This is a genomic window from Streptomyces sp. NPDC043176, assembly GCF_056436715.1.
Genome location: NZ_JBWKCA010000015.1, coordinates 103,646 through 127,207, shown reverse-complemented (window position 1 = coordinate 127,207; position 23,562 = coordinate 103,646). Strand labels below are relative to the sequence as shown.

The 23,562-nt window shown below is 74.5% G+C and carries 23 protein-coding genes and 2 pseudogenes; 17 read left to right on the top strand and 8 right to left on the bottom strand.

What is annotated here, in order from left to right; translation table 11 throughout:
- Positions 1 to 105: 105 nt before the first annotated feature.
- Together AC067A_RS24220 and AC067A_RS24215 are read left to right on the top strand one after the other, a co-directional pair.
- The gene (locus tag AC067A_RS24220) at positions 106 to 537 is read left to right on the top strand and encodes a hypothetical protein (RefSeq protein WP_479244564.1); all 432 of its coding nucleotides are present in this window, start codon (positions 106 to 108) and stop codon (positions 535 to 537) included.
- 39 nt (positions 538 to 576) lie between these two features.
- Positions 577 to 777, top strand: a pseudogene (locus AC067A_RS24215) (TrmO family methyltransferase domain-containing protein); the annotation flags it as partial.
- A gap of 79 nt (positions 778 to 856) precedes the next feature.
- On the opposite strand, the gene AC067A_RS24210 reads toward AC067A_RS24215, so the two are convergent.
- The 5 genes from AC067A_RS24210 to AC067A_RS24190 form a co-directional block, all read right to left on the bottom strand.
- Positions 857 to 1,594: a nucleotidyltransferase domain-containing protein gene (locus AC067A_RS24210; RefSeq protein WP_479244563.1), complete on the bottom strand. Its 738-nt coding sequence runs from the start codon at positions 1,592 to 1,594 to the stop codon at positions 857 to 859.
- Positions 1,595 to 1,705: 111 nt separating this feature from the next.
- Positions 1,706 to 3,043 (bottom strand): carboxyl transferase domain-containing protein, encoded by a 1,338-nt coding sequence (locus tag AC067A_RS24205; protein ID WP_479244562.1) that lies wholly within the window; start codon positions 3,041 to 3,043, stop codon positions 1,706 to 1,708.
- Positions 3,044 to 3,413: 370 nt separating this feature from the next.
- Entirely contained in the window at positions 3,414 to 3,866 is a 453-nt protein-coding gene (locus tag AC067A_RS24200; protein ID WP_479244561.1) for a DUF6114 domain-containing protein, read from the bottom strand.
- Positions 3,867 to 3,868: 2 nt separating this feature from the next.
- Positions 3,869 to 4,528: a DUF6230 family protein gene (locus tag AC067A_RS24195; protein WP_479244560.1), complete on the bottom strand. Its 660-nt coding sequence runs from the start codon at positions 4,526 to 4,528 to the stop codon at positions 3,869 to 3,871.
- 195 nt (positions 4,529 to 4,723) lie between these two features.
- Positions 4,724 to 5,398: a TetR/AcrR family transcriptional regulator gene (locus tag AC067A_RS24190; protein WP_479244559.1), complete on the bottom strand. Its 675-nt coding sequence runs from the start codon at positions 5,396 to 5,398 to the stop codon at positions 4,724 to 4,726.
- A 519-nt stretch (positions 5,399 to 5,917) separates the two neighbouring features.
- Between AC067A_RS24190 and AC067A_RS24185 the strand changes: the two genes are divergently transcribed.
- Complete coding sequence (locus AC067A_RS24185; protein WP_479244558.1) at positions 5,918 to 6,586, top strand: Tat pathway signal sequence domain protein; 669 nt, start codon at positions 5,918 to 5,920, stop codon at positions 6,584 to 6,586.
- A gap of 53 nt (positions 6,587 to 6,639) precedes the next feature.
- Here the strand turns inward: AC067A_RS24185 and AC067A_RS24180 are convergent, their stop codons facing one another.
- Entirely contained in the window at positions 6,640 to 7,098 is a 459-nt protein-coding gene (locus AC067A_RS24180; RefSeq protein WP_479244557.1) for a Crp/Fnr family transcriptional regulator, read from the bottom strand.
- Positions 7,099 to 7,549: 451 nt separating this feature from the next.
- Here AC067A_RS24180 and AC067A_RS24175 point away from each other — a divergent pair, with 451 nt between their 5' ends.
- The 13 genes and pseudogenes from AC067A_RS24175 to AC067A_RS24115 all read left to right on the top strand — a co-directional run bounded on the left by AC067A_RS24175 (position 7,550) and on the right by AC067A_RS24115 (position 20,896).
- Positions 7,550 to 8,305 carry an amino acid ABC transporter ATP-binding protein gene (locus tag AC067A_RS24175; RefSeq protein ID WP_479244556.1) on the top strand — a complete coding sequence of 252 codons (756 nt, stop codon included), beginning with the start codon at positions 7,550 to 7,552 and terminating at the stop codon, positions 8,303 to 8,305.
- A gap of 44 nt (positions 8,306 to 8,349) precedes the next feature.
- The gene (locus AC067A_RS24170) at positions 8,350 to 9,198 is read left to right on the top strand and encodes a glutamate ABC transporter substrate-binding protein (protein WP_479244555.1); all 849 of its coding nucleotides are present in this window, start codon (positions 8,350 to 8,352) and stop codon (positions 9,196 to 9,198) included.
- 10 nt (positions 9,199 to 9,208) lie between these two features.
- Entirely contained in the window at positions 9,209 to 9,874 is a 666-nt protein-coding gene (locus tag AC067A_RS24165) for an amino acid ABC transporter permease (protein ID WP_479244554.1), read from the top strand.
- Positions 9,871 to 10,773, top strand: a complete 903-nt coding sequence (locus tag AC067A_RS24160; protein ID WP_479244553.1) for an amino acid ABC transporter permease — start codon at positions 9,871 to 9,873, stop codon at positions 10,771 to 10,773. The genes AC067A_RS24165 and AC067A_RS24160 overlap by 4 nt, the downstream gene beginning before the upstream one ends.
- A 96-nt stretch (positions 10,774 to 10,869) precedes the next feature.
- On the top strand, positions 10,870 to 12,459 hold the full coding sequence (locus AC067A_RS24155) for a molybdopterin-dependent oxidoreductase (protein WP_479244552.1): 1,590 nt from the start codon (positions 10,870 to 10,872) through the stop codon (positions 12,457 to 12,459).
- A 51-nt stretch (positions 12,460 to 12,510) separates the two neighbouring features.
- Positions 12,511 to 14,682 carry an ATP-binding protein gene (locus tag AC067A_RS24150; protein WP_479244551.1) on the top strand — a complete coding sequence of 724 codons (2,172 nt, stop codon included), beginning with the start codon at positions 12,511 to 12,513 and terminating at the stop codon, positions 14,680 to 14,682.
- 54 nt (positions 14,683 to 14,736) lie between these two features.
- Positions 14,737 to 15,876, top strand: coding sequence for a sulfite oxidase (locus tag AC067A_RS24145; RefSeq protein ID WP_479244550.1), 1,140 nt, complete (start codon positions 14,737 to 14,739; stop codon positions 15,874 to 15,876).
- Between the two features lie 145 nt (positions 15,877 to 16,021).
- Positions 16,022 to 16,852, top strand: coding sequence for an ammonia-dependent NAD(+) synthetase (gene nadE / locus AC067A_RS24140; RefSeq protein WP_479244549.1), 831 nt, complete (start codon positions 16,022 to 16,024; stop codon positions 16,850 to 16,852).
- A gap of 66 nt (positions 16,853 to 16,918) precedes the next feature.
- A complete protein-coding gene (locus tag AC067A_RS24135) occupies positions 16,919 to 17,311 on the top strand; it encodes a VOC family protein (RefSeq protein ID WP_479244548.1) in 393 nt (130 codons plus the stop codon).
- Between the two features lie 108 nt (positions 17,312 to 17,419).
- A pseudogene (locus AC067A_RS24130) lies at positions 17,420 to 17,545 on the top strand (ABC transporter substrate-binding protein); the annotation flags it as partial.
- 81 nt (positions 17,546 to 17,626) lie between these two features.
- The gene (locus AC067A_RS24125) at positions 17,627 to 18,934 is read left to right on the top strand and encodes an alpha/beta fold hydrolase (protein WP_479244547.1); all 1,308 of its coding nucleotides are present in this window, start codon (positions 17,627 to 17,629) and stop codon (positions 18,932 to 18,934) included.
- A 280-nt stretch (positions 18,935 to 19,214) separates the two neighbouring features.
- A complete protein-coding gene (locus AC067A_RS24120) occupies positions 19,215 to 20,147 on the top strand; it encodes an SIS domain-containing protein (RefSeq protein ID WP_479244546.1) in 933 nt (310 codons plus the stop codon).
- On the top strand, positions 20,144 to 20,896 hold the full coding sequence (locus tag AC067A_RS24115) for a PIG-L deacetylase family protein (RefSeq protein ID WP_479244545.1): 753 nt from the start codon (positions 20,144 to 20,146) through the stop codon (positions 20,894 to 20,896). The genes AC067A_RS24120 and AC067A_RS24115 overlap by 4 nt, the downstream gene beginning before the upstream one ends.
- Positions 20,897 to 21,028: 132 nt before the next feature.
- Here the strand turns inward: AC067A_RS24115 and AC067A_RS24110 are convergent, their stop codons facing one another.
- Positions 21,029 to 21,802 (bottom strand): VOC family protein, encoded by a 774-nt coding sequence (locus AC067A_RS24110; protein WP_479244544.1) that lies wholly within the window; start codon positions 21,800 to 21,802, stop codon positions 21,029 to 21,031.
- 98 nt (positions 21,803 to 21,900) lie between these two features.
- Complete coding sequence (locus tag AC067A_RS24105) at positions 21,901 to 22,866, bottom strand: NAD(P)/FAD-dependent oxidoreductase (RefSeq protein WP_479244543.1); 966 nt, start codon at positions 22,864 to 22,866, stop codon at positions 21,901 to 21,903.
- Positions 22,867 to 22,934: 68 nt separating this feature from the next.
- Here AC067A_RS24105 and AC067A_RS24100 point away from each other — a divergent pair, with 68 nt between their 5' ends.
- A complete protein-coding gene (locus AC067A_RS24100; RefSeq protein ID WP_479244542.1) occupies positions 22,935 to 23,522 on the top strand; it encodes a helix-turn-helix domain-containing protein in 588 nt (195 codons plus the stop codon).
- Positions 23,523 to 23,562 lie beyond the last annotated feature (40 nt).

The window sequence follows — 23,562 nt, the reverse complement described above, 5'->3', positions numbered from 1 at the left end:
CGGCCCCGCCCGCCCGGCGAACGCGCGGGGCCGACGCACCCCTGCGGAGCCCCGCGGACCTGCGGACACGGAACCGTGAGGGGCCTTCCGGCGTCCGTCACCGGCATGAGCGAGAACCCTTCACCCGGCGCCGAGCGGCACGGGCCCGAGCGGCACGCAAGCAAGGAGCAGGGGGACGAGGAGCAGGGGGACGAGGAGCACGGGGACGAGCGGGCGGAGAGCGTCCTGGGCTGTCTTCTCGCCGTCGCCGGGGTCGCGGTCGTCGGGGCGTTCGCGCTGACCCGGGCCGCGTACACCATCGACGGTGGCTTCGAGGCGCACGCCCGGGACTGGGGAGTGATCCTCGTCGAACTGCCGCTGATCCTCTGCGCCGGTCTCGTCGTGCCGCCCCTGACCTACGCGGCGGCCATCCGCCGGCTGCGGCCGTGGCAGGCGGCGCTCGTCTGCGCCGCGGTCGTCGCTCTCGGCCTCTGGGGCCTGGCGGCCTGCTGGAATCCGCCGCAGGGACCTGATCCCGGTTACGGACCGGGCATCTGACGGACTTTCGAGGGCCGTTCGGCGGAGGAGGTACGGTGCGGCAAGAACCGCCCCCACCGCATCGGCGTCTCGCGCTGCCGCCTGATCCGCACGGACGGCCTCGACCTCCACGTCCGGGGACTCGACGCCGTCGACGGCACCCCGGTGCTCGACATCAAGCCGTACATGGCCGAGTTCGGCCCCCAGGGACCGACCGAACAGCCCGCGTGGGCCGACGAGATCATGCGCCGCTCCTACTGAGGCCTCGTCCGGCCCCCCACCCCCGCCTCCCGTCCAGCGGGCGGCCAAGGCCCGGACAGGGCCCGGCAGCCGATCCCCCTCAGCGCGCGCCGACCGAGCCGATGACCCCCTGCCAGGTGCGCCGGTAGCCCTCGCGGAGCGGGCCGCCGACGAGACGGAGGACCGCGGCGGCCGCGTCGGCGAGGGGCGCGGGGTCGCCGGAGACGCAGAGCCGGAGGTGGCCGTCCAGGAGGGCGGCGCCCAGCACGGGATCCGCCGCCAGGAGGCGCCGGGGCAGCCACTTCCCGCTGCCGATCCACGCGCGGCGGTGGTCGCAGAGCAGGTCGGCGGCGCCGGCGAGGACGAACCCGGCCACGGCGACCCGCTCGACCCGGTCGCTCGTGTCGGCGAGGTCGTCCAGCGCGTCCGTCAGGCCGTACCGCTTCGTCTCGACCGCCTCGGGGGCGAGCGGGCGCGGCCCGGCGCCGAGGCCGGCCGCCGCCAGTGCGCGGGCCTCCCCGGCGGCGCCGTCCCGGTCGACGAGCACGAGCCCGTCGGCGTACATGCTCTGCAGCACCGCCCGCCGGGCGGCGACGTCCGCCGCGAACAGCTCGCCGAGGCCGGTCCTGGTGTGGACGAAGAACTCCACCACCCGTCCCTCGAAGCGGATCGTCTCCCGGTACGACTCGCCGCCGTCCGGAACGAGGACGGCGATGTCGAGGTCGCTGCCCGGCGTGGCCCGGCCCGCGGCCGTCGAGCCGGCGAGGACCACCGCGAGGGCTTCGGGGAAACGGGCCTGCACGAGACGTCGAGCCTGGTCGACGGGGTCTGCGGTCATGCCGCGCATGATGCCGGACCCGGCGGTCGACCGCGAACCCGTTTTCGTCGCTGACGTGCGAGGACGTGCGAGGACGGGCCCGCGGTGCGGGGGTGTGGTGCGGGGGTGTGGTCAGGGCTTCACGATGCCGCGGAGGACGCCCAGGTCCAGGAGGTCCTGCGGGCACAGGCGGAGTTGGTCCGCCGTGGCGTCCGCCTCCTTCGGGGCGCGCTTGAGGATGGACGCCGCCAGTTCGGGGGCGATCACCGAGAAGTAACTGTCGGGGGTGGCCCAGAGGTTGTCGGGGGCGGCGAGGGCGAGGGCGCCGCCGGAGCCGCCCTCGCCGATGAGGAGGGACGTCAGGGGGACGCGGGCGGTGGCGACGGCGGCGAAGAGGTCCGCGATGGCGGGCCCGGCTCCCGCGTACTCCGCCGCCGGATCGTTGGCCGCCCCCGGAGTGTCGACGAGGGTGAGGACCGGGACGCCGAGGCGGTCCGCGAGGCGGACGAGCCGTGCGGCCGTACGGAAGCCGGCCGGGCGGGTCGCCGTGCCGCACTGGGCGGCGAACGCGACGCTACGGCCGTCGGGGAGCCGCCCGAAGCCACAGCGCATGCCGGGGTCGACGCCGCCGCAGCGGTCGCCGGAGATCTCCTCGCGGAGCGTGAAGTGGGCGTCGAGGTACGCGGGAGCCCGAGGCCGGTCGGGGTGCCGGGCGCGCGCCACGGCCTCCCGGCCGCTCCCGGCGGGTTCGGAGCCCGCGGCGGACAGGGCGCGCGGCGGTGGGACCGGGCCCAGTGCGGGCCGGGTGAGCAGGCCGAGCCAGCGCCCGAGGGTGGTGCGCAACTCGTCGGGCGGCACGATCGCGTCGACGTGGCCGTGGGCGAGCTGGGCCTCGGCGGTGTACGCGGCGGGGTCCGCGTCCTGCGGCCGCACGCGTGACCCCGCGAAGCCGACCTGGGCCTCCGGGAGGGCGAGCACGACGTCCGAGCCGGCCCCCAGCGTCGCCCAGCCGCCCCCCGTCGTCGGATTCCGCAGGACCGCGATCTGCGGCAGCCCGGCGGCCCGGGTGAGCTCCGACTCCCGCGCGAGAAGCTGGAGTTGGAGGAGCGCGCGCATGCCCTCGTGCATCCGGCTGCCGCCGGTCGCGGGCAGGACGACCACCGGCAGTCGGCGCGCGCGGGCCAGCTCGTGGGCCGCCGCCGCGCGCGCCCCCGTCCGCTCGCCGAGCGAGCCGCCGAGGAACCGGAACTCGAAGGAGATCAGGACCACCCGCACCCCGCACACCGTGCCCGTGCCGCAGACCACCGACTCGGTCTCGCCGGTGCGCTCGGCGGCACGGGCGTGGGCGTCGGCGTAGCCCGGCCAGCCGATCGGCCCGTCACCTGCCAGGGGCTCCTCGCCGTAGGGGAGTTCGGTGAAGTCGTCCGCCACGAGGGCGATCGCCTCGCGTGCCGTCCTCGGGTCGCTCATGGGGCCTCGCCGCTCGTCGCCGGAGTGTGCGTACGGGTGGGGTCAGGGCCGGCGCGGAGCCACGGCCCGGTCGTGCCCTCCCACCGTACCGCCCGGTCGGGCGAGGCCACGGCCGCCCGTTCGCACGGTGTTCGAGTGCGGACTCGCCACGGCCCCGGCCCCGTCGTGGAGCGGCACCCGTACCAGGCAACGCCGTGGCGCGGGCCCCGGCCCGTCGGGCGACGAAGTCCGGCTCTGCCCGTGGAGCGGCTTCGGTGCCGGACCGTGCGTGGTGTGGGTCCCGGCCTCGCGCGGCGGAGTCCGGCCCCGTGGTGGAGCGGCACCCCGTGCCGGGCCCCGCGGTCGGGCGGGTCCGGCACGGGGTGATCGTTCAGGCCGTCCCGGCCGCCGTCGGGGTCTCCGCCGTGCCTCCGGCCGCCGCCGGCCTCCGGCGCCGGAAGAGCCGGCGCTGCCGCGGCGGCCGGTCCGGGAGCCAGCCGAAGGCGAGCGAGCTGCCGACGAGCCCGAGGAGCATCCCCACGACGAAACCGCCCAGGTTGGAGGTCACCCAGCTCCCGAGGGCCGCCAGGACTCCGACGACCGAGTAGAAGAGCCGCTGGCGGGGGTTGAGGACGATGAGCAGTCCGCAGATGACCATGAGGACGGGCAGGACGTAGCCCACCAGGCTGTCCGCCCCCGCCGTGAGGATCACGGTGATGCTCGCCCGCTGGGTCAGCAGGATCTCCGCCCCGCCCAGGGCGAGCGTGACGCCGGCGCCGAAGGGGCGGTGGTGCCGCCAGCGCCGGAAGGTCCGCCAGGGGTGCCGGGGACGGCCGGGCGCCACGCTCAGCAGCCCTTCGAGCTGAAGCTCATGTGCAGGTCGGGCAGGGTGAACCGGACGGCGGTGGTGGCGTAGTTGGTCTGCCGGAGGTCCTTGATGGTGACCGTGTCGGCCTGCTGCCCGAAGGAGCCGAGCGGACCCTTGAGAGGCGGCTTGTCGAAGGTGCTGGCGTCACCGCCGATCTCGATGTTGTCGAAGTCGGCGACCTTGCCGCTGATCTCGGTGGAGTCGGTGGTGAGTCCCGACGCCTTGACCGGGGTGCCCTTGCCGCCCGCGGTGATGCGCAGGTAGGTGCCGCCGAGCTCCACGCTCTGGCAGAGGTTGGTGAGCTTCGCCTCGCGGATCGCGGTGACGATGACCAGCACCTGTCCGCCGGTGTCGCCGGCGTTGGGGCTGCCCTCGGCCATGTTGTCGAGTCCTCCGAACTGACCGAAGCCGGTGCCCTCCATGGAGTCGGCGGCGACGGTGAACGGCATGCCGGAGATGGCGAACTGGGCGGCGAGCGCCCCTTGCGCGGTGAGGACGACGAGCGTGGCGGCGATGGCGAGCGCGGGTCCGCCCATCATCGCGGCGCGGCGGTAGCGGACCCGGCCGCGTCTGCCGGAGCCGTCCTCGGTCGTGACGGGGTTCGTGTGCTCGTCGGGGGTGTCTTCGGACAGGGCCATGCGGTGCTCCTGACATGAGTGAGGAAACAGACCTGCGCGGCGCGTCCTGGCGCGGACAGTCCCCCAACCCGCCTGGGTCTTCCTCGCGTGGTGCGGAGGCAGACGTGCCGCAGGGAACCTTTCGGACCGTAAGGCTTGCTGTTACCCGCGGTCAACTCCTCTGCATCGAAGGCCTGTTGGGCGTCGGACGATCGATCATTCGGAGGTGAACGGGGCCACCAGGACGTGCACCAGACTGTCGAGCAGGAGGGGGAGATCGGTGAGCCGCCCCTCGTCGACCGCCCGGTGGACCGCTGCGTGGACGGCGCCCACCACGATGTCGACCAGTTCACCCCGCGGCACCCACGCGGGCCCCGGCGGGGCGTCGGTGAAGAACCAGCGAAAACTGGCCAGAAGTTCGGCGCGCGCCCGGCGCCCCGCGGGCCCCAGGGACTCGATCTCGACCACCATCGTGGCGAACGCCGGCGTCTGCGTGAGCACCGTCAGGAGCACCCGCAGTCCGGCGCGCACCGCGGCCGGCCACTCCGCCGCGCCGCCCCCCTCCTCGTACGCCCTCCGCATCGCCCGTACGACCTGCTGCGTGCCGCCCCGGTAGGCGGCGATGACGGCGTCCTCCTTGCCGGAGAACAGCTCGTAGAAGACCGGTCGGGTCACTCCGGCGGCCCGGCAGATGTCGCTGATGCGGGCGCCCGCGTAGCCGTTCGCCGCGACCGTCGTCGCCACTCCGTCGAGCAGTCGCTCCCGCTGCCGCGAGGCCACCTCCTCGGGCGTCAGACGACGGGGCCCGGGCCGGAGAGAGCGCTCCGGCTCCCGTCCCGAACGGGCACCCGGCAGGACGAGATCCTCCTCGGTTCCGCGAGCACTCGTCATCGGCCACATCCTCCCGGGGTTGTTGACGTCACATACTCGACAGGATTACAACCCTGATGGGTTTTCCTCTCGGTGTGCCGAACGTCGGAGCCGCTCCCCGTGGGACGGGACGCGTCCCCACCGCACACCGCACCGAGTATCACGCTCCCGCACCTCTCGCGACACCGCTGCCGGACATCCGTGGCGCCGGATCGTCCCGGCGGCGGCCGCACACCACCCGGTAACACCGCGCACCACCCACCCCGCAACCCCGGGCGCGCCGACCCGTACACCGTGCACCATCCCGCAACCCCGGGCGCGCCGACCCGTACACCGCGCACCACCCCGCAACCCGGCGCACCGACCCGCAACGCCGCGCACCTCCCTCACCCAGGCTCGCCTTCAGGGCATCCCCGAGCGCGCCCGGTACCCACCCCCGTACCGGTCCCGCGCTGCCCCGGAACCTCCCCCGCGCCCCCACGCGCACCGCCAGTACAGCCGAGTTCCGCACCCCCACTCCGTACGGAAGGAAGCACCCCCATGCGCAAGCGCGCTCTCCTCGTGTCCATCGGCCTCGCCGTCACCGCGACCCTGGCCGCCACCACCCAGGCCGGCGCCTCGGGCGCCGCGGCCGGCGAGGTCCTCACCACCGGTGGCGCAGGCGGCACCGCCGTCGCCGTCGGCGACGTCCTCTCCGCCTCGCTCCCCGCCGGGACCAAGGCCCGGATCGCCACCACCGCGGGCGGCAGCACCGGCATCACCTGCGGCACCTCCGCGTTCACCGCCACAGTCACCGGCAACCCGGCCGCGCCGGGCACCGCCACCGAGTCCGTCACGGCTCACACGCTCAGCAGCTGCACCACCAACATCCTCGGCGCGACGGGCGTCCAGAGCATCACGGTCAACAACCTGCCCTTCGCCGCCGCCGTCACCTCGGGCGGGGCGCTCACCGTCACCGCGGGCGCCGCGGGCCCGATCCAGACCACGCTGAAGATCAACACCATCCTCGGCCTGACGACCTGCGTCTACCGGGCCACGAGCCTCACCGCCACCCCCTCCAACACCGACAACTCCCTCACCTTCACCGACCAGCTGTTCAGCAAGACCAGCGGTCCCGGCACCTGTCCGGGCAGCGGCTACTTCTCCGCGAAGTACGGGCCCGTTCTGGACACCAGCCAGGCCGGCAGCCCCGCCGTCTTCGTGAACTGACCGCGGCACCGCGCCGCCGTGCCCCCTTCCGCGTACGAGGAAGGGGGCACGGCTCACGCCAGGATGCCGCTCCCGTGCGGCGCGTACAGGTCCAGGAGCCGGACCCGCGTCACATGGAGGCGGTGGGCCAGGATCGCCCCCACCCAGAACACGACCGCCGCGCCGAACTCCGTGTCCGAGCGGCACATCGAGCGGACGGCCGGAGCGTCGAACTGGTACGCCCGCACGGGCGTCATCGCCTCGGCCCCCGACTGGCAGAGGTACGGCGGGAACAGCCAGGACAGTCCCACCAGCTCACCGTGGCGCAGGGTCTCGATCACCGGCGACCCGCGCCCCGGCACCTTCGCGTCGAGCGTCACGGCGCCCGTCTTCACGATCCAGAACCGGTCGGCGTGCTGCTGCTCCTCGAAGAGGCGGTGACCGGAATCGAAGTACACGTCCTCGGCGAAGGCCATCAGACGCTCGCGGTGCTCCGGCGGCAACGTGCTGACCTTGGGTGCGGCACTGCTCATGGCGGACCCTCCTCGCGCACTCGACTCCCACCCCCAGTGTCCGACAGGGCGCCGGGCTCCGCAGGCGATGCCCGGGCCCCGTCCCCGCGGGACCGCCGTCGCCCCCGGAGGGCACCGGAAGTGCGGCCCCACCGCCCTGCCGCCAGGGGGTGCCTTGCCGATCGTGCCGGGCTCGCGGCGCCCGGCACGCCCGCTCGCCGCGTTGTCGTCGGTCGCCGACGCTCCGGCGCCGTGATCCCGAGGCGGGCGACCTCGCCGAACCGGCCGTCCGCCAGACCGCCGGTTGACCCCCGCCACCCCCTACGCGCGTGTGAACCCCTCCGGGCACCACGGGCGCGCGTAGCCGTGCTCACCCTCCGTACGCCCCTCCGGCGTGCGCGGGCCGGGCGGAGGGGCGAGCATGAACGTGAGAGGGAGCGGCAGAACGGGGGGCGTGACCCAGGAGGGTGCCATGCCCGTCCCGGACGGCGGTGACGCACTCGTCGTGCTGCGCGGTGTCGACAAGCACTTCGGCCCCCTGCACGTCCTCCAGTCCATCGACCTCACGATCCACCGCGGCGAGGTGGTCGTCGTCATCGGTCCCTCCGGTTCCGGGAAGTCGACGCTCTGCCGGGCGATCAACCGCCTGGAGCCCATCGACGCGGGCGAGATCGTCGTCGACGGGCGTCCGCTGCCCGCCGAAGGCCGGGAACTGGCCGCCCTGCGGGCGGACGTGGGCATGGTCTTCCAGTCGTTCAACCTCTTCGCGCACAAGACCGTCCTCGACAACGTCACGCTGGGTCAGATCAAGGTCCGCAAGAAGGACCGGAAGGCCGCCGAGCAGCGGGCCCGTGCCCTCCTCGACCGGGTCGGGGTCGTTACCCAGGCGGACAAGTACCCCGCGCAGCTCTCCGGCGGCCAGCAGCAGCGGGTGGCGATCGCCCGCGCCCTCGCCATGGATCCGAAGGTGATGCTCTTCGACGAGCCGACGTCCGCGCTCGACCCCGAGATGATCAACGAGGTCCTGGAGGTCATGCAGCAGCTGGCCCGGGACGGCATGACGATGGTGGTCGTCACCCACGAGATGGGCTTCGCCCGCTCCGCCGCCAACCGGGTCGTCTTCATGTCCGACGGGAGAATCGTCGAGGAGACGACCCCGGACGAGTTCTTCAGCAATCCGCGCAGCGACCGCGCCAAGGACTTCCTGTCCAAGATCCTCCACCACTGAGCCGGCGGACGCCGCCCGACCCACAGCCCCCAGGGGTGATCCTCATGAACCCGCACAGGACCAGCAGGACCACCGTCGCCGTCGCCGCGGCCGTCGTCCTCTCCTTCACCTCCGCCGGATTCGCCCACGGCGCCACCGGCGCCGCGCCGCGCGACCACGGCGAAGACGAGATCACCATCGGCATCAAGTACGACCAGCCGGGCATCGGCCTGAAGACCCCCGACGGCACCTACACCGGCTTCGACGTCGACGTGGCGACGTACATCGCCAAGCAGCTCGGGCACGACCCGTCCGACATCGTGTGGAAGGAGGCCAAGAGCGCCGACCGGGAGACGCTGCTCCAGCGCGGCGACGTGGACTTCATCGCGGCGTCGTACTCGATCAACGACAAGCGTGCCGAGAAGGTGGACTTCGCCGGTCCCTACCTCCTCGCCCACCAGGACGTGCTGATCCGGGCCGATGACGACTCGATCAAGAAGCCGTCCGACCTGAACAACAAGAAGCTCTGCTCGGTCACCGGCTCGACCTCCGCGCAGAACGTCAAGGACAAGATCGCCCCCGACGCCCAACTCCAGGAGTACGGCGGCTACTCCGAGTGCCTGACCGGACTGGAGAACGGAGTCATCGACGCCGTCACGACCGACGACTCGATCCTCGCCGGATACGCCTCGCAGCCCGAGTTCAAGGGCAAGTTCAAGCTCGGCGGCTTCGAGATGAGCAACGAGAACTACGGCATCGGCGTCCAGAAGGGCAGCGAGCTCAAGGCCCAGATCAACACGGCCCTGGAGAAGATGGTCGCCGACGGCTCCTGGGAGGCCGCGGTCAAGAAGAACTTCGGGCCCGCCGGCTACCAGAACGAACCGGCCCCGAAGATCGGCGTCGTCGTCCAGTGAGCAGGCCGCCGTGTTCGACTTCCTCGAAGGCTACGACCTGCTGGGAGCCTTCTGGACCACCGTCCAGCTGACCGTCTACTCCGCGATCGGCTCCCTCGTCTGGGGGACGCTGCTGGCCGCCATGCGCGTCAGCCCCGTCCCCCTCATGCGGGGCTTCGGCACCGCCTACGTCAACATCGTCCGCAACATCCCCCTCACCGTCATCATCGTCTTCACCTCGCTCGGCCTCTTCCAGACCCTCGGCGTCAGCCTGGGCGCCGACCGGTTCACCGTCATCAACTTCCGGCTCGCCCTCCTCGGCCTCACCGCCTACACCAGCGCCTTCGTCTGCGAGGCCCTCCGCTCCGGCATCAACACCGTCCCCCTCGGACAGGTCGAGGCGGCCCGCGCCATCGGACTGAGCTTCCCGCAGGTGCTGCGGATCATCGTGCTCCCGCAGGCCTTCCGCTCCGTCGTCGGCCCCCTCGCCAACGTCCTCATCGCCCTCACCAAGAACACCACCGTCGCCGCCGCCATCGGCGTCGCCGAAGCCGCCCTCCTGATGCGCGAGATGATCGAGAACGAGGCCCAGCTCATCCTGATCTCCGCGATCTTCGCCGTCGGCTTCCTCTGCCTCACCCTGCCCACCGGACTGTTCCTCGGCTGGGTCGCCAAGAAGGCGGCGGTGAAACGGTGAAGGACACCCCGACCGTCCTCTACGACGTCCCCGGCCCCCGCGCCCGGCGGCGCAACCTCGTCTGGACGCTGCTCTTCCTCGCCGGACTCGCCGCCGTCGTCTGGTGGGTCGTCGCGAGCCTCGCCGAGAAGAACCAGCTCGAATGGTCGAAGTGGGCCCCCTTCTTCACCGACCCCCGCGTCTGGGAGACGTACCTCCTGCCCGCCCTGAAGAACACGGTGATCGCCGCCGCGCTCGCCATGGTGATCGCACTGCCCCTGGGCGCGCTCCTCGGCATCTCCCGGCTCTCCGACCACCGCTCCGTACGCGGCGTGGCCGGCACCGTCGTCGAGTTCTTCCGGGCCATCCCCGTCCTGATCCTCATGCTCTTCGCCAACGCCGCGTACTCCGAGTTCACCGACATCAGTCCGGACACCCGCCCCCTGTACGCCGTCGTCACCGGCCTCGTCCTCTACAACGCCTCCGTGCTCGCCGAGGTCGTCCGCGCCGGCATCCTCGCCCTCCCCAGCGGCCAGACCGACGCGGCCAAGGCGATCGGCATGCGCAAGGGCCAGACCATGACGTACGTCCTGCTCCCGCAGTCCGTCACCGCCATGCTGCCCGCCCTCGTCAGCCAGCTCGTCGTCATCGTCAAGGACACCGCGCTCGGCGGCGCCATGCTCGGCTTCTCCGAACTCCTCGCCTCCGTGCGACCGATGAGCGCCAACTACGGTGCCAACACCATCGCCTGCTTCACGGTCGTCGCCGTCATCTTCGTCCTCCTCAACTTCGCCCTCACCACCTTCGCCTCCTGGCTCGAAGGCCGGCTCCGCCGCGGCAAGAGGTCCACCGGCGCGGTCGTCGGCGCCGAGGCGGTCGAGGACCTCGCGACCCCGGGCGAACACCCCGACAAGCCGTGAGGACCGTCCGGGAAGTCCCGCCGATCACTCCGCCGCCCGGGTGAAGGCACCCCCGCGGACGCCGTCCCGGCGCCCCGACGTGCCGAAGTACCCACCATGAACACCACCAGGACCGCGCACGAGCGACCGTACGAACCCACCCGCACCGACCGTCTCCTCGCCGCGCTCGGCGGCGTGGTCTCCGCGTACGTGTCGCTGGCCGTCGCGGACCTCGTCGCCGCCCGGGTACGGCCCGAGGCCGGCCCCGTCCCGGCCGTCGGCGGCGCCGTCGTCGACCGGACGCCGGCGGCCCTGAAGGAATGGGCGATCCGCGTCTTCGGGGAGAGCGACAAGGCAGTCCTCCAGCTCGGCATCCTGGTCCTCCTCGGGCTCCTCGCCGCCGGGGTCGGGCTGCTCGCCCTGCGCAGGCGCCCGCTCGGCACGGCGGCCGTCGGTGCCTTCGGGCTCCTCGGGGCACTCGCCGCCGTCACCCGCCCCGACTCGGACTCCGCCGCGGACGCCCTGCCCTCCCTCGCCGGGGCCGTCGCGGGCGCGGCCCTGCTCCACGTCCTGACCGGTCGCCTCCGCGCCCCGAGGCCCGGAACCGACCGGGCGGACCGGCGCGGCTTCCTGATCGTCGCCGGCTCCGCCGGACTCGCCGCCACCGGCGCCGCCGCACTCGGCAGGGCGGTCGGCACCCCCGTACAGGAGAACGCGGCGGCCTCCCGGGCGGCGCTGCGCCTGCCCCGGCCGGATTCACCCGCCCCGGCCGTGCCCGCCGGCGCGGGGCTCCGCGTCCCCGGCATCAGCCCCTTCCTCACCCCCAACCGGGACTTCTACCGCGTCGACACCGCGCTCGTGGTCCCGAAGGTCGACGCCGACCGCTGGCGGCTGCGACTGCACGGCAGCGGTGTGCGCCGGAAACGCACCTTCACCCTCGGGGACCTGACGGCGCGCCCGACGGTCGAGCGGGACATCACCCTGGCCTGCGTGTCGAACGAGGTCGGCGGCCCCTACGTCGGCAACGCCCGCTGGCTCGGCGTGCGCCTCGCCGACCTGCTCCGCGAGGCCGGCGTCCGCCCCCCGTCCGAGGGCGGCCCCGCCGACCAGCTGGTCGCCCGCTCCGTCGACGGCATGACCATCGGCACCCCCGTCGAGGAGGTCATGGACGGCCGCGACGCGCTCCTCGCCTTCGGCATGAACGGCGAGCCCCTGCCCTTCTCGCACGGCTTCCCCGTCCGCATGGTCGTCCCCGGCCTCTACGGCTACGTCTCCGCCTGCAAATGGATCCGGTCCATCGAACTCACCACCTTCGACGCCTACGACGCCTACTGGGTCCCCCGCGGCTGGGCCGCCCGGGCCCCCGTGAAGACCCAGTCCCGCATCGACACCCCCCGCGCCCTCGCCCGCACCGCCCCGGGCACCGTCATGGTCGCCGGCGTCGCCTGGGCCCAGCACCGGGGCATCCGCCGCGTCGAGGTACGGATCGACGACGGCCCCTGGCACGACGCCACCCTCGCCGCCGAGGACACCCGGGACACCTGGCGCCAGTGGGTCCACCCCTGGACCGCCACCCCCGGCCGCCACACCCTCACCGTCCGCGCCACCGACGGCACCGGCACCACCCAGCCCGAGGAGCGCACCCCCACCACGCCCGACGGCGCGCAGGGGTGGCACTCGGTCGTCGTCAGGGTCGAAGGTGGATAACGAACGGACTCCACACCCCCGTTCGCGGCCTTCATGAGGGAGACTGCTGCCGTGCGTGGACATCTGCCGGACGAGAACCCCGGTTTCGTGGGACGCCGCACGGAACTGGAGCGAATATCCGTCGCGTTGGCGGAGCACCGCCTCGTCACCGTGACCGGCGTCGGGGGAGTGGGGAAGACCCGGCTCGCGCTGCGCGCGGCGCACCGCGCCGCCGGGCGCCACCCCGACGGGGCCTGGTGGACCGACCTCACCCAGCTCGACGGCGACCGGCTCCTCGTCGCACTCGTCGCCGACTCCGTCGACCTCGCCGACCACACACCGGGCACGGCGGCCACCGGGCTCTGCCGGCGGCTCGCCGACGACCGGCTGCTCCTCGTCCTCGACTCCTGCGAGCACCTGGCCGAGCCGTGCGCACGGCTCGTCGCCGAACTGCTCGCCGCCGCGCCCGGCCTCACCGTCCTCGCGACCAGCCGGTGCCCCCTCGGGGTGGCGGGCGAGCACGTCATCACCCTCGATCCGCTGCCGCCCGCCGGCCGGGACGCCCTCGAACTGCTCCGCGGGGCCGCGGGCGAGGACTTCCCCGCGGCGGGTCCGGCCGGCGAGATCTGCGTACGCCTCGAAGGCATCCCGCTCGCGCTGGAGCTGGCCGCCGCCCAGATCCGCCTCCAGGGCGCCGAAGCCGTCCGGGACCAGCTCGGCAGCCGCCTCGACGCCCCGCCCGGGACCCGCTTCGACCTGCTCGCCCACCCGGAGCGGGTGTGGCCGAGCCGCCACCAGACCCTGCGCGCCGCGATCGGCTGGAGCCACGAGCTGAGCGCCCCGCTGGAACGGCTCCTCTGGGCCAGGCTCTCCGTCTTCCGCGGGCCGTTCGACCTCGCCTCGGCCACCGCCGTGTGCGTCGGCGGCCCCCTGAACCGCGCCACCCTGCCCGGCGCCCTCGACGGACTCGTCCGCGCCTCCGTGGTCCGCGCGGCCGACGCGTCCGGACGGCACCGCATGCTCGACACCATCCGCGAGTACGGGGCTACCTGGCTCGACCGCACCGGCGAGACGGCGGCGGTCGCCGAGCGGCACGCCGCCCACTTCAGGGGCCTGGCCCGCCGGGCGGAGACCGAATGGCACGGCGCCCGTCAACTGCGCTGGTACCGCACCGTCGACGCCCACCACACCGACCTGCGCACCGCCCTCGACCGCCTGCTGCGCACCGACCCCGACGCCGCCCTCGACCTCATCGGCTCCGTCGCCTTCGCCTGGTCCTGCCGCGGCCGCCTCCGGGAGGCCCGCGACGGCCTCGAACAGGCCCTCCTCCTCAGCGACGTCCGCGGCCGCGTCCGCGCCCGCGCGCTGTGGGCCCTCGGCGTCACCCTCGTCCTCCAGGGCGAGTTCGGCCCCGCCCAGGAGGTGAGCGAACGGTGCGCCCGCGAGGCGCGGTACGCGGAGTCCGTCGAGCACACGGGGTACGCCGAGGAGCCGGGGTTCGCCGAGCGGCCGGGACCGTTCGGGCGCACGGGGTGCGCCGAGGCCGTCGCAGGGCACCCCGGAGCGCGCGGGCCCGGGAGCGGGCGGGACCGGCCCGGCGACCTCACCCTCGACGCCGCCGCGCTCGCCGGTCTCCTCGCCCTGACGACCGGCCGCCCGATGGCCGCGTACGTCGTCGTGGGCCACGTCCTCGACGCGGCGCGGGGCGGCCCCGCCGACTCCGCGGCCCGGCTGCGCTGCCACCTCGTGCGGGTCTTCGCCCTCACCGGCCTCGGCCGGCTCGACGAGGCACGGGAGCGGGCGCTCGCCCTGCGGGCCCGGTGCCAGGAGCTCGACGAGCACTGGACCCGCACCGCCCTGGAGTACCAGCTCGCCCTCACCGGCCTCCTGGAGGGCGATCCGGCCGCCGCCTCCGGGCACGCCCGCGCCATGCTCGAAGGCACCCGCAGCCTCGGCGCGAGCCTCGGCGTCGCCCTCGGACTCGACGTCCTCGCCACCGCCCTCGCGGCGGCGGGCGACGGCGAGCGCGCGGCCGACGTCTCCGGCACCGGCGAGGCCTACTGGCGCTCCACCGGCCAGCCCCGGCGCGGCCTGCCCGGCCTGCGGGCCCTGCACGAGAAGTACACGGACACCGTCCGCGCCTCCATCGGCGAACCGGCCTACGAGGAGATCTTCGTACGCGCCCTCACCGGCCTCCCCCAGGACGGCCTGGACCGCGCCCTGCGCGGTCCCCGGCACGGCTGACGGCCCGGCCCCGCCCGGGGTGCCGGGCCCCCGGCCCCGGCGCACCATGAAGGCATGGACGGTTCCCTCACCGGTCTGGGCGACATCAGCGCGCCCGGGCGCGTGGCGGGCCACGAGGAGGGCATCAGCGAGCACGAGCTCGCCCTCGCCGCCCGCAACCACGGCCTCCCGCTGGAGGCGCTGCGCTACGACGTCACGCCGCCGGGGCTGCACTACGTCCTGGTGCACTACGACATCCCCGCCACGGACCCGGACGCCTGGCGGCTCACCGTCGGCGGCCGGGTGCTCCGGCCGCTCTCCCTCGACCTGGACGCACTCCGCGCCCTGCCCGCCGTCACCCGCCGGGTCACCCTGGAGTGCGCGGGCAACGGCCGGGCCAGGCTCACGCCCCGGCCCGTCAGCCAGCCCTGGATCGTCGAGGCCGTCGGCACCGCCGACTGGACGGGCGTCCCGCTCGCCGCCCTCCTCGCGGAGGCCGGGATCGCCGAGGACGCCGCCGAGGCGGTGTTCACCGGCGCCGACCACGGCGTGGAGCGCGGCGTCGAGCAGGACTACCGGCGCGGCCTGCCCCTCACGACGGCCGCCGACCCGGCCCGCGACGTCCTCGTCGCGTACGCCATGAACGGCGCGCCCCTGCCGCCGCAGCACGGCAGCCCCCTCCGGCTCGTCGTCCCCGGCTGGTACGGCATGGCCCACGTGAAGTGGCTCCACGACATCACGCTCACCGACACCCCGTACACAGGCTTCCAGCAGAGCGTCGCCTACCGCCTGCGCCAGGAGGCGGCCGACCCGGGGGAGCCCGTCACCCTCATCGCGCCGCGGGCCCTGATGGTGCCGCCCGGCTTCCCGGACTTCATGTCCCGCACCCGCGTGGTCCGCCCCGGCCCCGTGGCGCTGACCGGACGGGCCTGGTCGGGCCACGGCCCGGTCCACCGCGTCGAGGTCAGCGAGGACGGCGGGGCGGCCTGGACCGAAGCCGCGCTCACCCCGGACCCCGCCCACCCCTGGGCCTGGTCCGCCTGGCACGCCACCTGGACCGCGACGCCGGGCCTGCGCCACCTCACCGTGCGCGCCACCGACGCCGAGGGCAACGTCCAGCCGCTCACCGCGCCGTGGAACCGCGGCGGCTTCGCCAACAACCTCGTCCAGCGGGTCGAGGTGCTGTGCACCCCGGAGGCGTCCGCCGCCGGATGACGGCCCCGCGCCCGGGACGCCTCCACCACCCGATCGGGCGGCGCGTAGAGTCGACCCGGGTACGTGCCGTACATCCCGGCGCGCACGCCCGCACAACCCGTACACCCCGGTCCGCCGCCGACCGCACCCCGACGAGGAGACCCCCGTGACCGACCCGGCGTCCACCGCCCTCCAGCAGCAGATCGCCCGGGACCTCCAGGTGTCCGACGGCTTCGACCCGGCCGCCGAGATCGAGCGCCGGGTGGCCTTCCTCGCCGAGCGGCTGACCTCCACGGGCCTGCGGTCCCTCGTGCTCGGCATCAGCGGCGGCGTCGACTCCACGACCGCAGGCCGGCTGTGCCAGCTCGCCGTGGAGCGGGTCCGCGCCGCCGGCCACGAGGCCACCTTCTACGCGATGCGCCTGCCGTACGGCGTCCAGGCCGACGAGAAGGACGCGCAGACCGCCCTCGGGTTCATCCGCGCCGACCAGGTCCTCACCGTGGACGTGAAGGCGGCGAGCGACGCGGCCCTGGAGGCCTGCCTCGCCGGCGGGGTGACCTTCCGCGACGCCCACCACCAGGACTTCGTGCAGGGCAACATCAAGGCCCGCCAGCGGATGATCGCCCAGTACGCGGTCGCCGGCGCCCACGACGGGCTCGTCGTCGGCACCGACCACGCCGCCGAGGCCGTCTCCGGCTTCTTCACCAAGTTCGGCGACGGCGCCGCCGACGTCGTCCCGCTCACCGGCCTGACCAAGCGGCGCGTCCGCGCGATCGCCGACGAGCTGGGCGCCCCGGCCGAGCTGGTGTGGAAGACCCCCACCGCCGACCTGGAGACCCTCGCCCCGGGCAAGGCCGACGAGGACGCCCTCGGCGTCTCCTACGACGACATCGACGACTTCCTGGAGGGCAAGCCGGTCGCCGAGGACGCCTACGCCGTGATCGTCCGCCGCTACGAGCTCACCGAACACAAGCGACAGCTGCCGATCGCCCCCTGAGCGGTCCGTGGCCCGTCGGCGGATCCTGGAAGGGGGCTCGCGGGAGTCCCCGGAAGGGAGTACGCCATGTTCGGCGAGACCTCGGCATTCAGCGGCTTCTCGGTCGACGACCTGGACGCCGCCCGGCGGTTCTACGGCGAGACCCTCGGCCTGACGGTGGAGGAGCGCAGCGAGGGTGAGGCGCGCGTGCTCACCCTGACCCTGGCCGGCGGGGCCCCGGTCTTCGTCTACCCCAAGGAGGACCACGCCCCCGCCTCGTTCACGATCCTGAACTTCGAGGTCGACGACATCGACCGGGCCGTCGACGAGCTCACCGGCCGCGGCGTCACCATGGAGCGCTACCCCGGCTTCGAGGCCGACGCGAAGGGGATCGTGCGGAACGCCGGCGGCGGCCCGGAGATCGCCTGGTTCAAGGACCCGGCGGGCAACGTCCTCTCCGTCCTGCACGGCGACATGTGACCCGCCGCGTCGAGGGCCGGTCCGGCGCCCGAACGGCCCGGCCCGGCGTGCGCGGCCGGGCCGCGCCGTCTCGAAGGGGAGGGTGACCGCGCCGCCCGGCTCCCCGTCCGCCTCGCCACGGTGCTGACCACGGCCGGCCCGGCCGCCCTCGACGAACAGGTGGACGGCCGGCGGCGGCTCCCGCAGGACGTGGCCCGCACCTACCTCGTCGGCAAGGGACTCCTTCCGCGGTGACGGCCGCCGTCTCCCGGGGAACGCCCCCGCCGTGTGTTCCACTGTCCCCGTGGGGGCGTACCGAACAGGAGCAGGCACAGCGTGACCACCTACCGGCAGCCGGGACTCGTCCTCACCGACCACCGATTCCCCGTCCCCCTCGACCACGCCCGTCCGGACGGCGAGCGGATCGAGGTCTACGGCCGCGAGGTCGTCGCGAGCGGGCGGGACGCCAAGGACCGCGACCGGCTGCCCTGGCTGGTGTACCTGGAGGGCGGGCCCGGCTTCGGCGCCCGCCGGTTCATCGGCCCGCAGGCCTGGCTCGGACGGGCGGTCCGCGAGTTCCGCGTCCTCCTGCTCGACCAGCGCGGCACCGGGCGCTCCACCCCCGCCAACCGCCAGACCCTGCCGCTCCGCGGCACCCCGGCCGCGCAGGCCGACTACCTCGCCCACTTCCGCGCCGACTCCATCGTCGAGGACTGCGAGCTGATCCGCCGCCGGCTCACCGGCGGGGCCCCCTGGACCGTCCTCGGCCAGAGCTTCGGCGGCTTCTGCGCGACCCACTACCTCTCCACCGCCCCCGAGGGCCTGGACACCGTCCTGATCACGGGCGGTCTGCCCTCCCTCGACGCCACCGCGGACGAGGTCTACCGCGCCGCCTACCCCCGGATCCGCCGCAAGAACGAGGCCCACTTCGCCCGCTACCCGCAGGACGCCGAACGGGCCCGCGCAATCGTCGCCCACCTCCTCGACCGCGAGGTCGCCCTCCCCGGCGGCGGCCTCCTCACCGCCGAGGCCTTCCAGTCGCTCGGCATCCTCCTCGGCTCCGGCGACGGCACCCACCAGCTCCATCTGCTCCTGGAGGGCGCGTTCGTCCCCACCCCGGACGGACCCGCGCTCGCCGACGCCTTCCTGGAGCAGGTCCGGGCCCACCTCACGTACGCGGGGCACCCGCTCTACGCCGTCCTCCACGAGGCCATCTACGCCCAGGGCCAGGGACCCACCGGCTGGGCCGCCGAGCGCGTCCGCGCGGAGTACCCGGAGTTCGACGCCCGTACGGCGCTCGACACGGGCGCGCCGCTCCTCTTCACCGGCGAGACCGTCCACCCCTGGCACTTCACCACCGACCCCGCGCTGCGCCCGCTCCGCGAGACCGCCGAACGGCTCGCCGAGCGCGACGACTGGACGCCGCTCTACGACCCGGAGCGCCTCGCCGCCAACGAGGTCCCGGTCGCGGCCGCCGTCTACCACGACGACATGTACGTGGACACCGACCACTCCCTGGAGACCGCCCGGGCCGTGCGCGGCCTGCGGACCTGGGTGACCGACGAGTTCGAGCACGACGGGGTCCGCGCCGGCGGCCCGCGGGTCCTCGACCGGCTCCTCTCCCTGGTGCGCGACGAGGCCTGACCGCCCGGGAAGCCCGGATCCCGGCCGTCCGGGCGTCCGGGCGAGGACCCGCCGTGCCGGACGGGCCGCCGGGACCGGGCCGCACCCCCGCCGGCCCCCGGCCGCGCCCCGCCGTGCCTCGTCCGCGCCCGGTCCTCGTCCGTCGTCCCGGGCACCGGTCCGCCGGTCCGTGCAAAAGTCCAAGCGGTGACCACCCGATGCACATGGCGTGCCGACGACGGATGCCGGTAGACATCGGTCCCGACCCCGCGAGGGGAGCCCGCGAGGAGAGGACCCGGACATGAGCACCCACGTCAGCGCGGAGATCGCCGGCCAGCCGGACTGCTGGCGCCGCGCCGCCGACATCGCCGCCCGCCACGGGGACCTGCTGCCGGCCCGGGGCGAGCGCGTGGCGGTCGTCGGCTGCGGCACCTCGTACTTCACCGCCCGCGCCTACGCGGCGCTGCGCGAGTCCCTGGGGGCGGGGGAGACCGACGCCTTCCCCGCCTCCGACCCCACCCCGCTGGGACGCGGTTACGACCGGATCGTCGCCCTCACGCGTTCCGGCACCACCACGGAGGTCGTCGACCTGCTGGCGGCGGCCGTCGGCCGCGTCCCGTCCCTCGTCCTCACCGGGGTGCCCGGCAGCCCCGCCGGGCGGCTCGCCGACCGGGTCGTGGACCTCGGCTTCGCCGACGAACGCTCCGTCGTCCAGACCCGGTTCGCCACCACGGCGCTCCAACTCCTGCGCGCCGGGCTCGGGGTGGACCTCGGCCCGGCGATCGCCGACGCCGAACTCGTCCTGTACGAGCGGCTGCCCGCCGCCTGGGAACGGCGCGGTCAGTTCACCTTCCTCGGCACCGGATGGACGGTGGGGCTCGCCGACGAGGCGGCCCTCAAGCTGCGCGAAGTGGCCCGCGCCTGGACGGAGTCGTACGCGGCGATGGAGTACCGGCACGGCCCGATCAGCATCAGCGACCGAGCCAGCCTCGTCTGGTGCCTCGGTCCCGCGCCCTCGGGGCTGCGGGACGAAGTGGAGTCCACGGGAGCCCTGTTCGCCGCCGACGCCATCGACCCCGTGGCCGCGCTGGTCCGCGCCCAGCGCCTGGCCGTGGCGCTCGCCGCCCGGCGCGGTCTCAACCCCGACCGTCCGCGGCACGTCTCGCGGTCGGTGATCCTCTCCGGGTCGTTCCGCCCGACCGCCGCGGACGCGGCCCGTATCCTGCGGTCATGATCGACACCCATGCCACGGACCTCCTGGAGATGCCCGGCGACTGGCAGCGTGCCCTCGCCGTGGTGGCCCACCCCGACGACCTGGAGTACGGCTGCGCGGCGGCCGTCGCCGACTGGACGGACGCCGGGAAGGAGGTCGTGTACGTCCTCGCCACCCGGGGCGAGGCCGGCATCGACTCGCTCGCCCCCGACGTGTGCGGCCCGCTGCGCGAGCGGGAGCAGCGGGACAGCGCCGCCGTCGTCGGCGTGGACGTGGTCGAGTTCCTCGACCACCGGGACGGCGTGATCGAGTACGGCCTCGGGCTGCGCCGTGACATCGCGGCCGCGATCCGCCGCCACCGCCCGGAGCTGGTCCTCACCCTCAACCACCGGGACACCTGGGGCGGCGGCCCCGGCGCCCCCTGGAACACCCCCGACCACCTGGCCGTCGGCCGCGCCACCCTGGACGCGGCCGCGGACGCCGGCAACCGCTGGATCTTCCCCGAGCTGACCGAACAGGGCCTGGAGCCCTGGAACGGGGTGCGCTGGGTGGCGGTGGCCGCCTCCGGCACCCCGACCCACGCCGTGGACGCCGCCCCGGGCCTGGACCGCGCGATCCGCTCGCTGCTCTGCCACCGGGCGTACATCGAGGCCCTGACGGACCAGGACCCGGAGGAGTACGTCCGCTCGTTCCTCACCACCGCGACGGGCCGCGCGTCCGACCGCTTCGGCGGCCGCCCCGCGGTCACCTTCGAGCTGTTCGCCCGCTGACGCCCGGCCCGGGACCGGCACGGGCCTGACGCCCCGCCCGGGGCCGGCACGGGCCTGACGTCCCCCGGGACCGGCACGGGCCTGACGCCCCGCCCGGGGCCGGCACGGGCGGGGCGGCGCGGACCCGGGCGGTCAGCCCATCGGCGCGGGCTTCAGGACCGCGAAGGTCGCGCCGAAGGGGTCGGCGAGCCAGGCGATCCGGCCGACGTCGGGGATGTCGGCCGCGGGCATCAGGACCGAGCCGCCGTTGCCCTGCGCCGACCGGGCGACGGCGTCGGCGTCCTCGACCGCGAAGTACGGCACCCAGTGCGGCGTCGGGCCCTGGAGCTCGGCGACGCCGCCGAACGAGGCGTCCTCCTGGTCGCCGTCGGCGGTGGAGATCACCCGGTACGTCATGCCGGGTGCCTTCATCTCCGCCCACCGCCAGTCGAACAGGGTGTGGTAGAAGCCGAGGACGGACTCCGGGTCGGCGACGTGCAGCTCGGCCCAGACGAGGGTGTTCGTGGACGAGGTCCGCTCCAGGCCCTTCACGCCCGACGGCTGCCAGACGGCGAACTCGGCGCCGCCCGGGTCGGTGAGGCAGACCATGCGGCCCGCGCCCATGACGTCGAAGGCGGGGACGCGCACGGTGCCGCCGGCGTCCGCGGCCGCCTTCTCGGTGGCGTCGGCGTCCGGGGTCTGGAAGTACACCGTCCAGGCGCTGTGGGCGCCCTCCTCGGTGAGCGCGCCCAGCGCGCCGACCGTCATCCCGTCCTGCCGGAAGAAGCCGTAGTCCCCGGCCTCGGAGCCCAGCGGCTGGAACTCCCAGCCGAAGACGGCGCCGTAGAAGGCGGCGGCCGCCTTGGGGTCGGGGCTGCCGAGGTCGATCCAGTTGGGGGAGCCCTTGGTGAACTGCGTACCGAGCATGGGAGGTGTTCCGTCCTTCCGTCGACGCCGGCCGAATGTGGCCACCTTGGCCGATCCTCGTCCTTGCGCCGGGAGTGCGCAGCCGCAACCGCGGGGGTTCATCCGGTCGGCCGACCGGCGGCCTTCTCCTCGAGGTCGGCGAACAGCAGCTCGCCGTTGACGGCGGCGCCGGCCCGGTAGCCCCGGCTGACGGCGTTGACCACCTGTTCGTGGGGGCCCGTCACGTTCCCGGCCGCCCACACGCCGGGCACGCTCGTCCGGCCGGTCTCGTCGACCGCGACGAACTCGCCGAACGGCGTCGTCCGCAGCTCCGCGCCCAGCCCGCGCAGGACGCCGTCCCGGGGAGCGAGGCGCGCCGCCGCGGCGAAGAGCACGGAGCGGGCGACGATCCGTCCGTCGGCCATCCGCACGCCGGTCAGCTCGTCGTCCTCCACGACGAGGCCGGCCACCTCGCCCCGGACGACCTCGACCCCGGCCGCGTCGAGCAGCTCCGCGTCCCGCGCGGACGGCTCGGCGGCCGTGTGCAGGAAGAGGGTCACGTCCTTCGACCAGTGCGAGACCACCAGTGCCTGGTGGGCGGGCACCGAGGGGTGCGCGATCACGCCGAAGGGCAGGTCGCGGACCTCCCAGCCGTGGCAGTACGGGCAGTGCAGCACGTCCCGTCCCCACCGGTCGGCGAGCCCCTCGATCTCCGGCAGGTCCTCGTCGACGAGACCGGTCGTGACCACGAGGCGCCGCGCGCCGACCACGCCGCCGTCCGCCAGCCGGGCGACGAAGCCGCCCTGCCCGTCGGCGGTCGCGCCGGTCACCCGGCCGGCCCGCCACCCCACCCCGTAGGCGGCGATCTCCGCCCGCCCCGCCGCGAGGAACTCGGCGGGGCTCGCTCCGTCCCGGGACAGGACCCCCTGCATGTGCGCGGCGGGGGCGTTGCGCGGCTCGCCGGCGTCCACCACCAGGGTCCGGCGTCGCGACCGGCCGAGGATCAGGGCGGCACTGAGTCCGGCGGCGCCGCCGCCGACCACGACCACGTCGTAGGTCTCGATGTCGTTCGTTCGTGTGTCCATGCGACCGAGCGTCGGCCGGATCGCGGCTCTCCGGCAAGGAATGTTGCCGTTTCTGCAACACTGGCCGCATGACCGACGACGACCGCATCGACGCCGTGCTGAACGAGGTGGGTCCCCGGCTCCGCCGGGTCCGCCGCGACCGGGGCGTGACCCTGGCCGAGCTGTCCGCCGCGACCGGCATCTCCGTGAGCACCCTCTCCCGGCTGGAGTCCGGGCAGCGCAAACCCAGCCTGGAGCTGCTCCTGCCGCTCGCCCGCGCCCATCAGGTGCCGCTCGACGAGCTGGTCGGCGCCCCGGCGGTGGGCGACCCCCGGGTCAAGGCCAAGCCCATCGTGCGCCACGGTCGCACGATGTACCCGCTGACCCGGCAGCCCGGCGGACTCCAGGCGTACAAGGTGGTCCAGGAGAAGCCGTACGAGGCCCCCGAACCCCGGGTCCACGAGGGGTACGAGTGGGTGTACGTGCTCTCCGGGAGGCTCCGGCTCGTCCTGGGCGAGCACGACGTCGTCCTGACCGCCGGGGAGGCGGCCGAGTTCGACACGCGGGTGCCCCACTGGTTCGGACCGACGTCGGACGGGCCGGTGGAGTTCCTGAGCCTGTTCGGCCCGCAGGGGGAGCGCATGCACGTCAGGGCGCGGCCCAAGAAGTCCGGCTGAGCCGTTCCCACCGGGGCAAGCGACCGCTTAGTATGCCACC

What these genes read in the sequence shown, in the direction of transcription:
- AC067A_RS24220 (WP_479244564.1), top strand. Translation starts at nt 106, where the DNA reads ATGAGCGAGAACCCTTCACCCGGCGCCGAGCGGCACGGGCCCGAGCGG.
- AC067A_RS24210 (WP_479244563.1), bottom strand. Translation starts at nt 1,594, where the DNA reads ATGACCGCAGACCCCGTCGACCAGGCTCGACGTCTCGTGCAGGCCCGT.
- AC067A_RS24205 (WP_479244562.1), bottom strand. Translation starts at nt 3,043, where the DNA reads ATGAGCGACCCGAGGACGGCACGCGAGGCGATCGCCCTCGTGGCGGAC.
- AC067A_RS24195 (WP_479244560.1), bottom strand. Translation starts at nt 4,528, where the DNA reads ATGGCCCTGTCCGAAGACACCCCCGACGAGCACACGAACCCCGTCACG.
- AC067A_RS24190 (WP_479244559.1), bottom strand. Translation starts at nt 5,398, where the DNA reads ATGACGAGTGCTCGCGGAACCGAGGAGGATCTCGTCCTGCCGGGTGCC.
- AC067A_RS24185 (WP_479244558.1), top strand. Translation starts at nt 5,918, where the DNA reads ATGCGCAAGCGCGCTCTCCTCGTGTCCATCGGCCTCGCCGTCACCGCG.
- AC067A_RS24180 (WP_479244557.1), bottom strand. Translation starts at nt 7,098, where the DNA reads ATGAGCAGTGCCGCACCCAAGGTCAGCACGTTGCCGCCGGAGCACCGC.
- AC067A_RS24175 (WP_479244556.1), top strand. Translation starts at nt 7,550, where the DNA reads ATGCCCGTCCCGGACGGCGGTGACGCACTCGTCGTGCTGCGCGGTGTC.
- AC067A_RS24170 (WP_479244555.1), top strand. Translation starts at nt 8,350, where the DNA reads ATGAACCCGCACAGGACCAGCAGGACCACCGTCGCCGTCGCCGCGGCC.
- AC067A_RS24155 (WP_479244552.1), top strand. Translation starts at nt 10,870, where the DNA reads ATGAACACCACCAGGACCGCGCACGAGCGACCGTACGAACCCACCCGC.
- AC067A_RS24145 (WP_479244550.1), top strand. Translation starts at nt 14,737, where the DNA reads ATGGACGGTTCCCTCACCGGTCTGGGCGACATCAGCGCGCCCGGGCGC.
- AC067A_RS24135 (WP_479244548.1), top strand. Translation starts at nt 16,919, where the DNA reads ATGTTCGGCGAGACCTCGGCATTCAGCGGCTTCTCGGTCGACGACCTG.
- AC067A_RS24120 (WP_479244546.1), top strand. Translation starts at nt 19,215, where the DNA reads ATGAGCACCCACGTCAGCGCGGAGATCGCCGGCCAGCCGGACTGCTGG.
- AC067A_RS24115 (WP_479244545.1), top strand. Translation starts at nt 20,144, where the DNA reads ATGATCGACACCCATGCCACGGACCTCCTGGAGATGCCCGGCGACTGG.
- AC067A_RS24110 (WP_479244544.1), bottom strand. Translation starts at nt 21,802, where the DNA reads ATGCTCGGTACGCAGTTCACCAAGGGCTCCCCCAACTGGATCGACCTC.
- AC067A_RS24105 (WP_479244543.1), bottom strand. Translation starts at nt 22,866, where the DNA reads ATGGACACACGAACGAACGACATCGAGACCTACGACGTGGTCGTGGTC.
- AC067A_RS24100 (WP_479244542.1), top strand. Translation starts at nt 22,935, where the DNA reads ATGACCGACGACGACCGCATCGACGCCGTGCTGAACGAGGTGGGTCCC.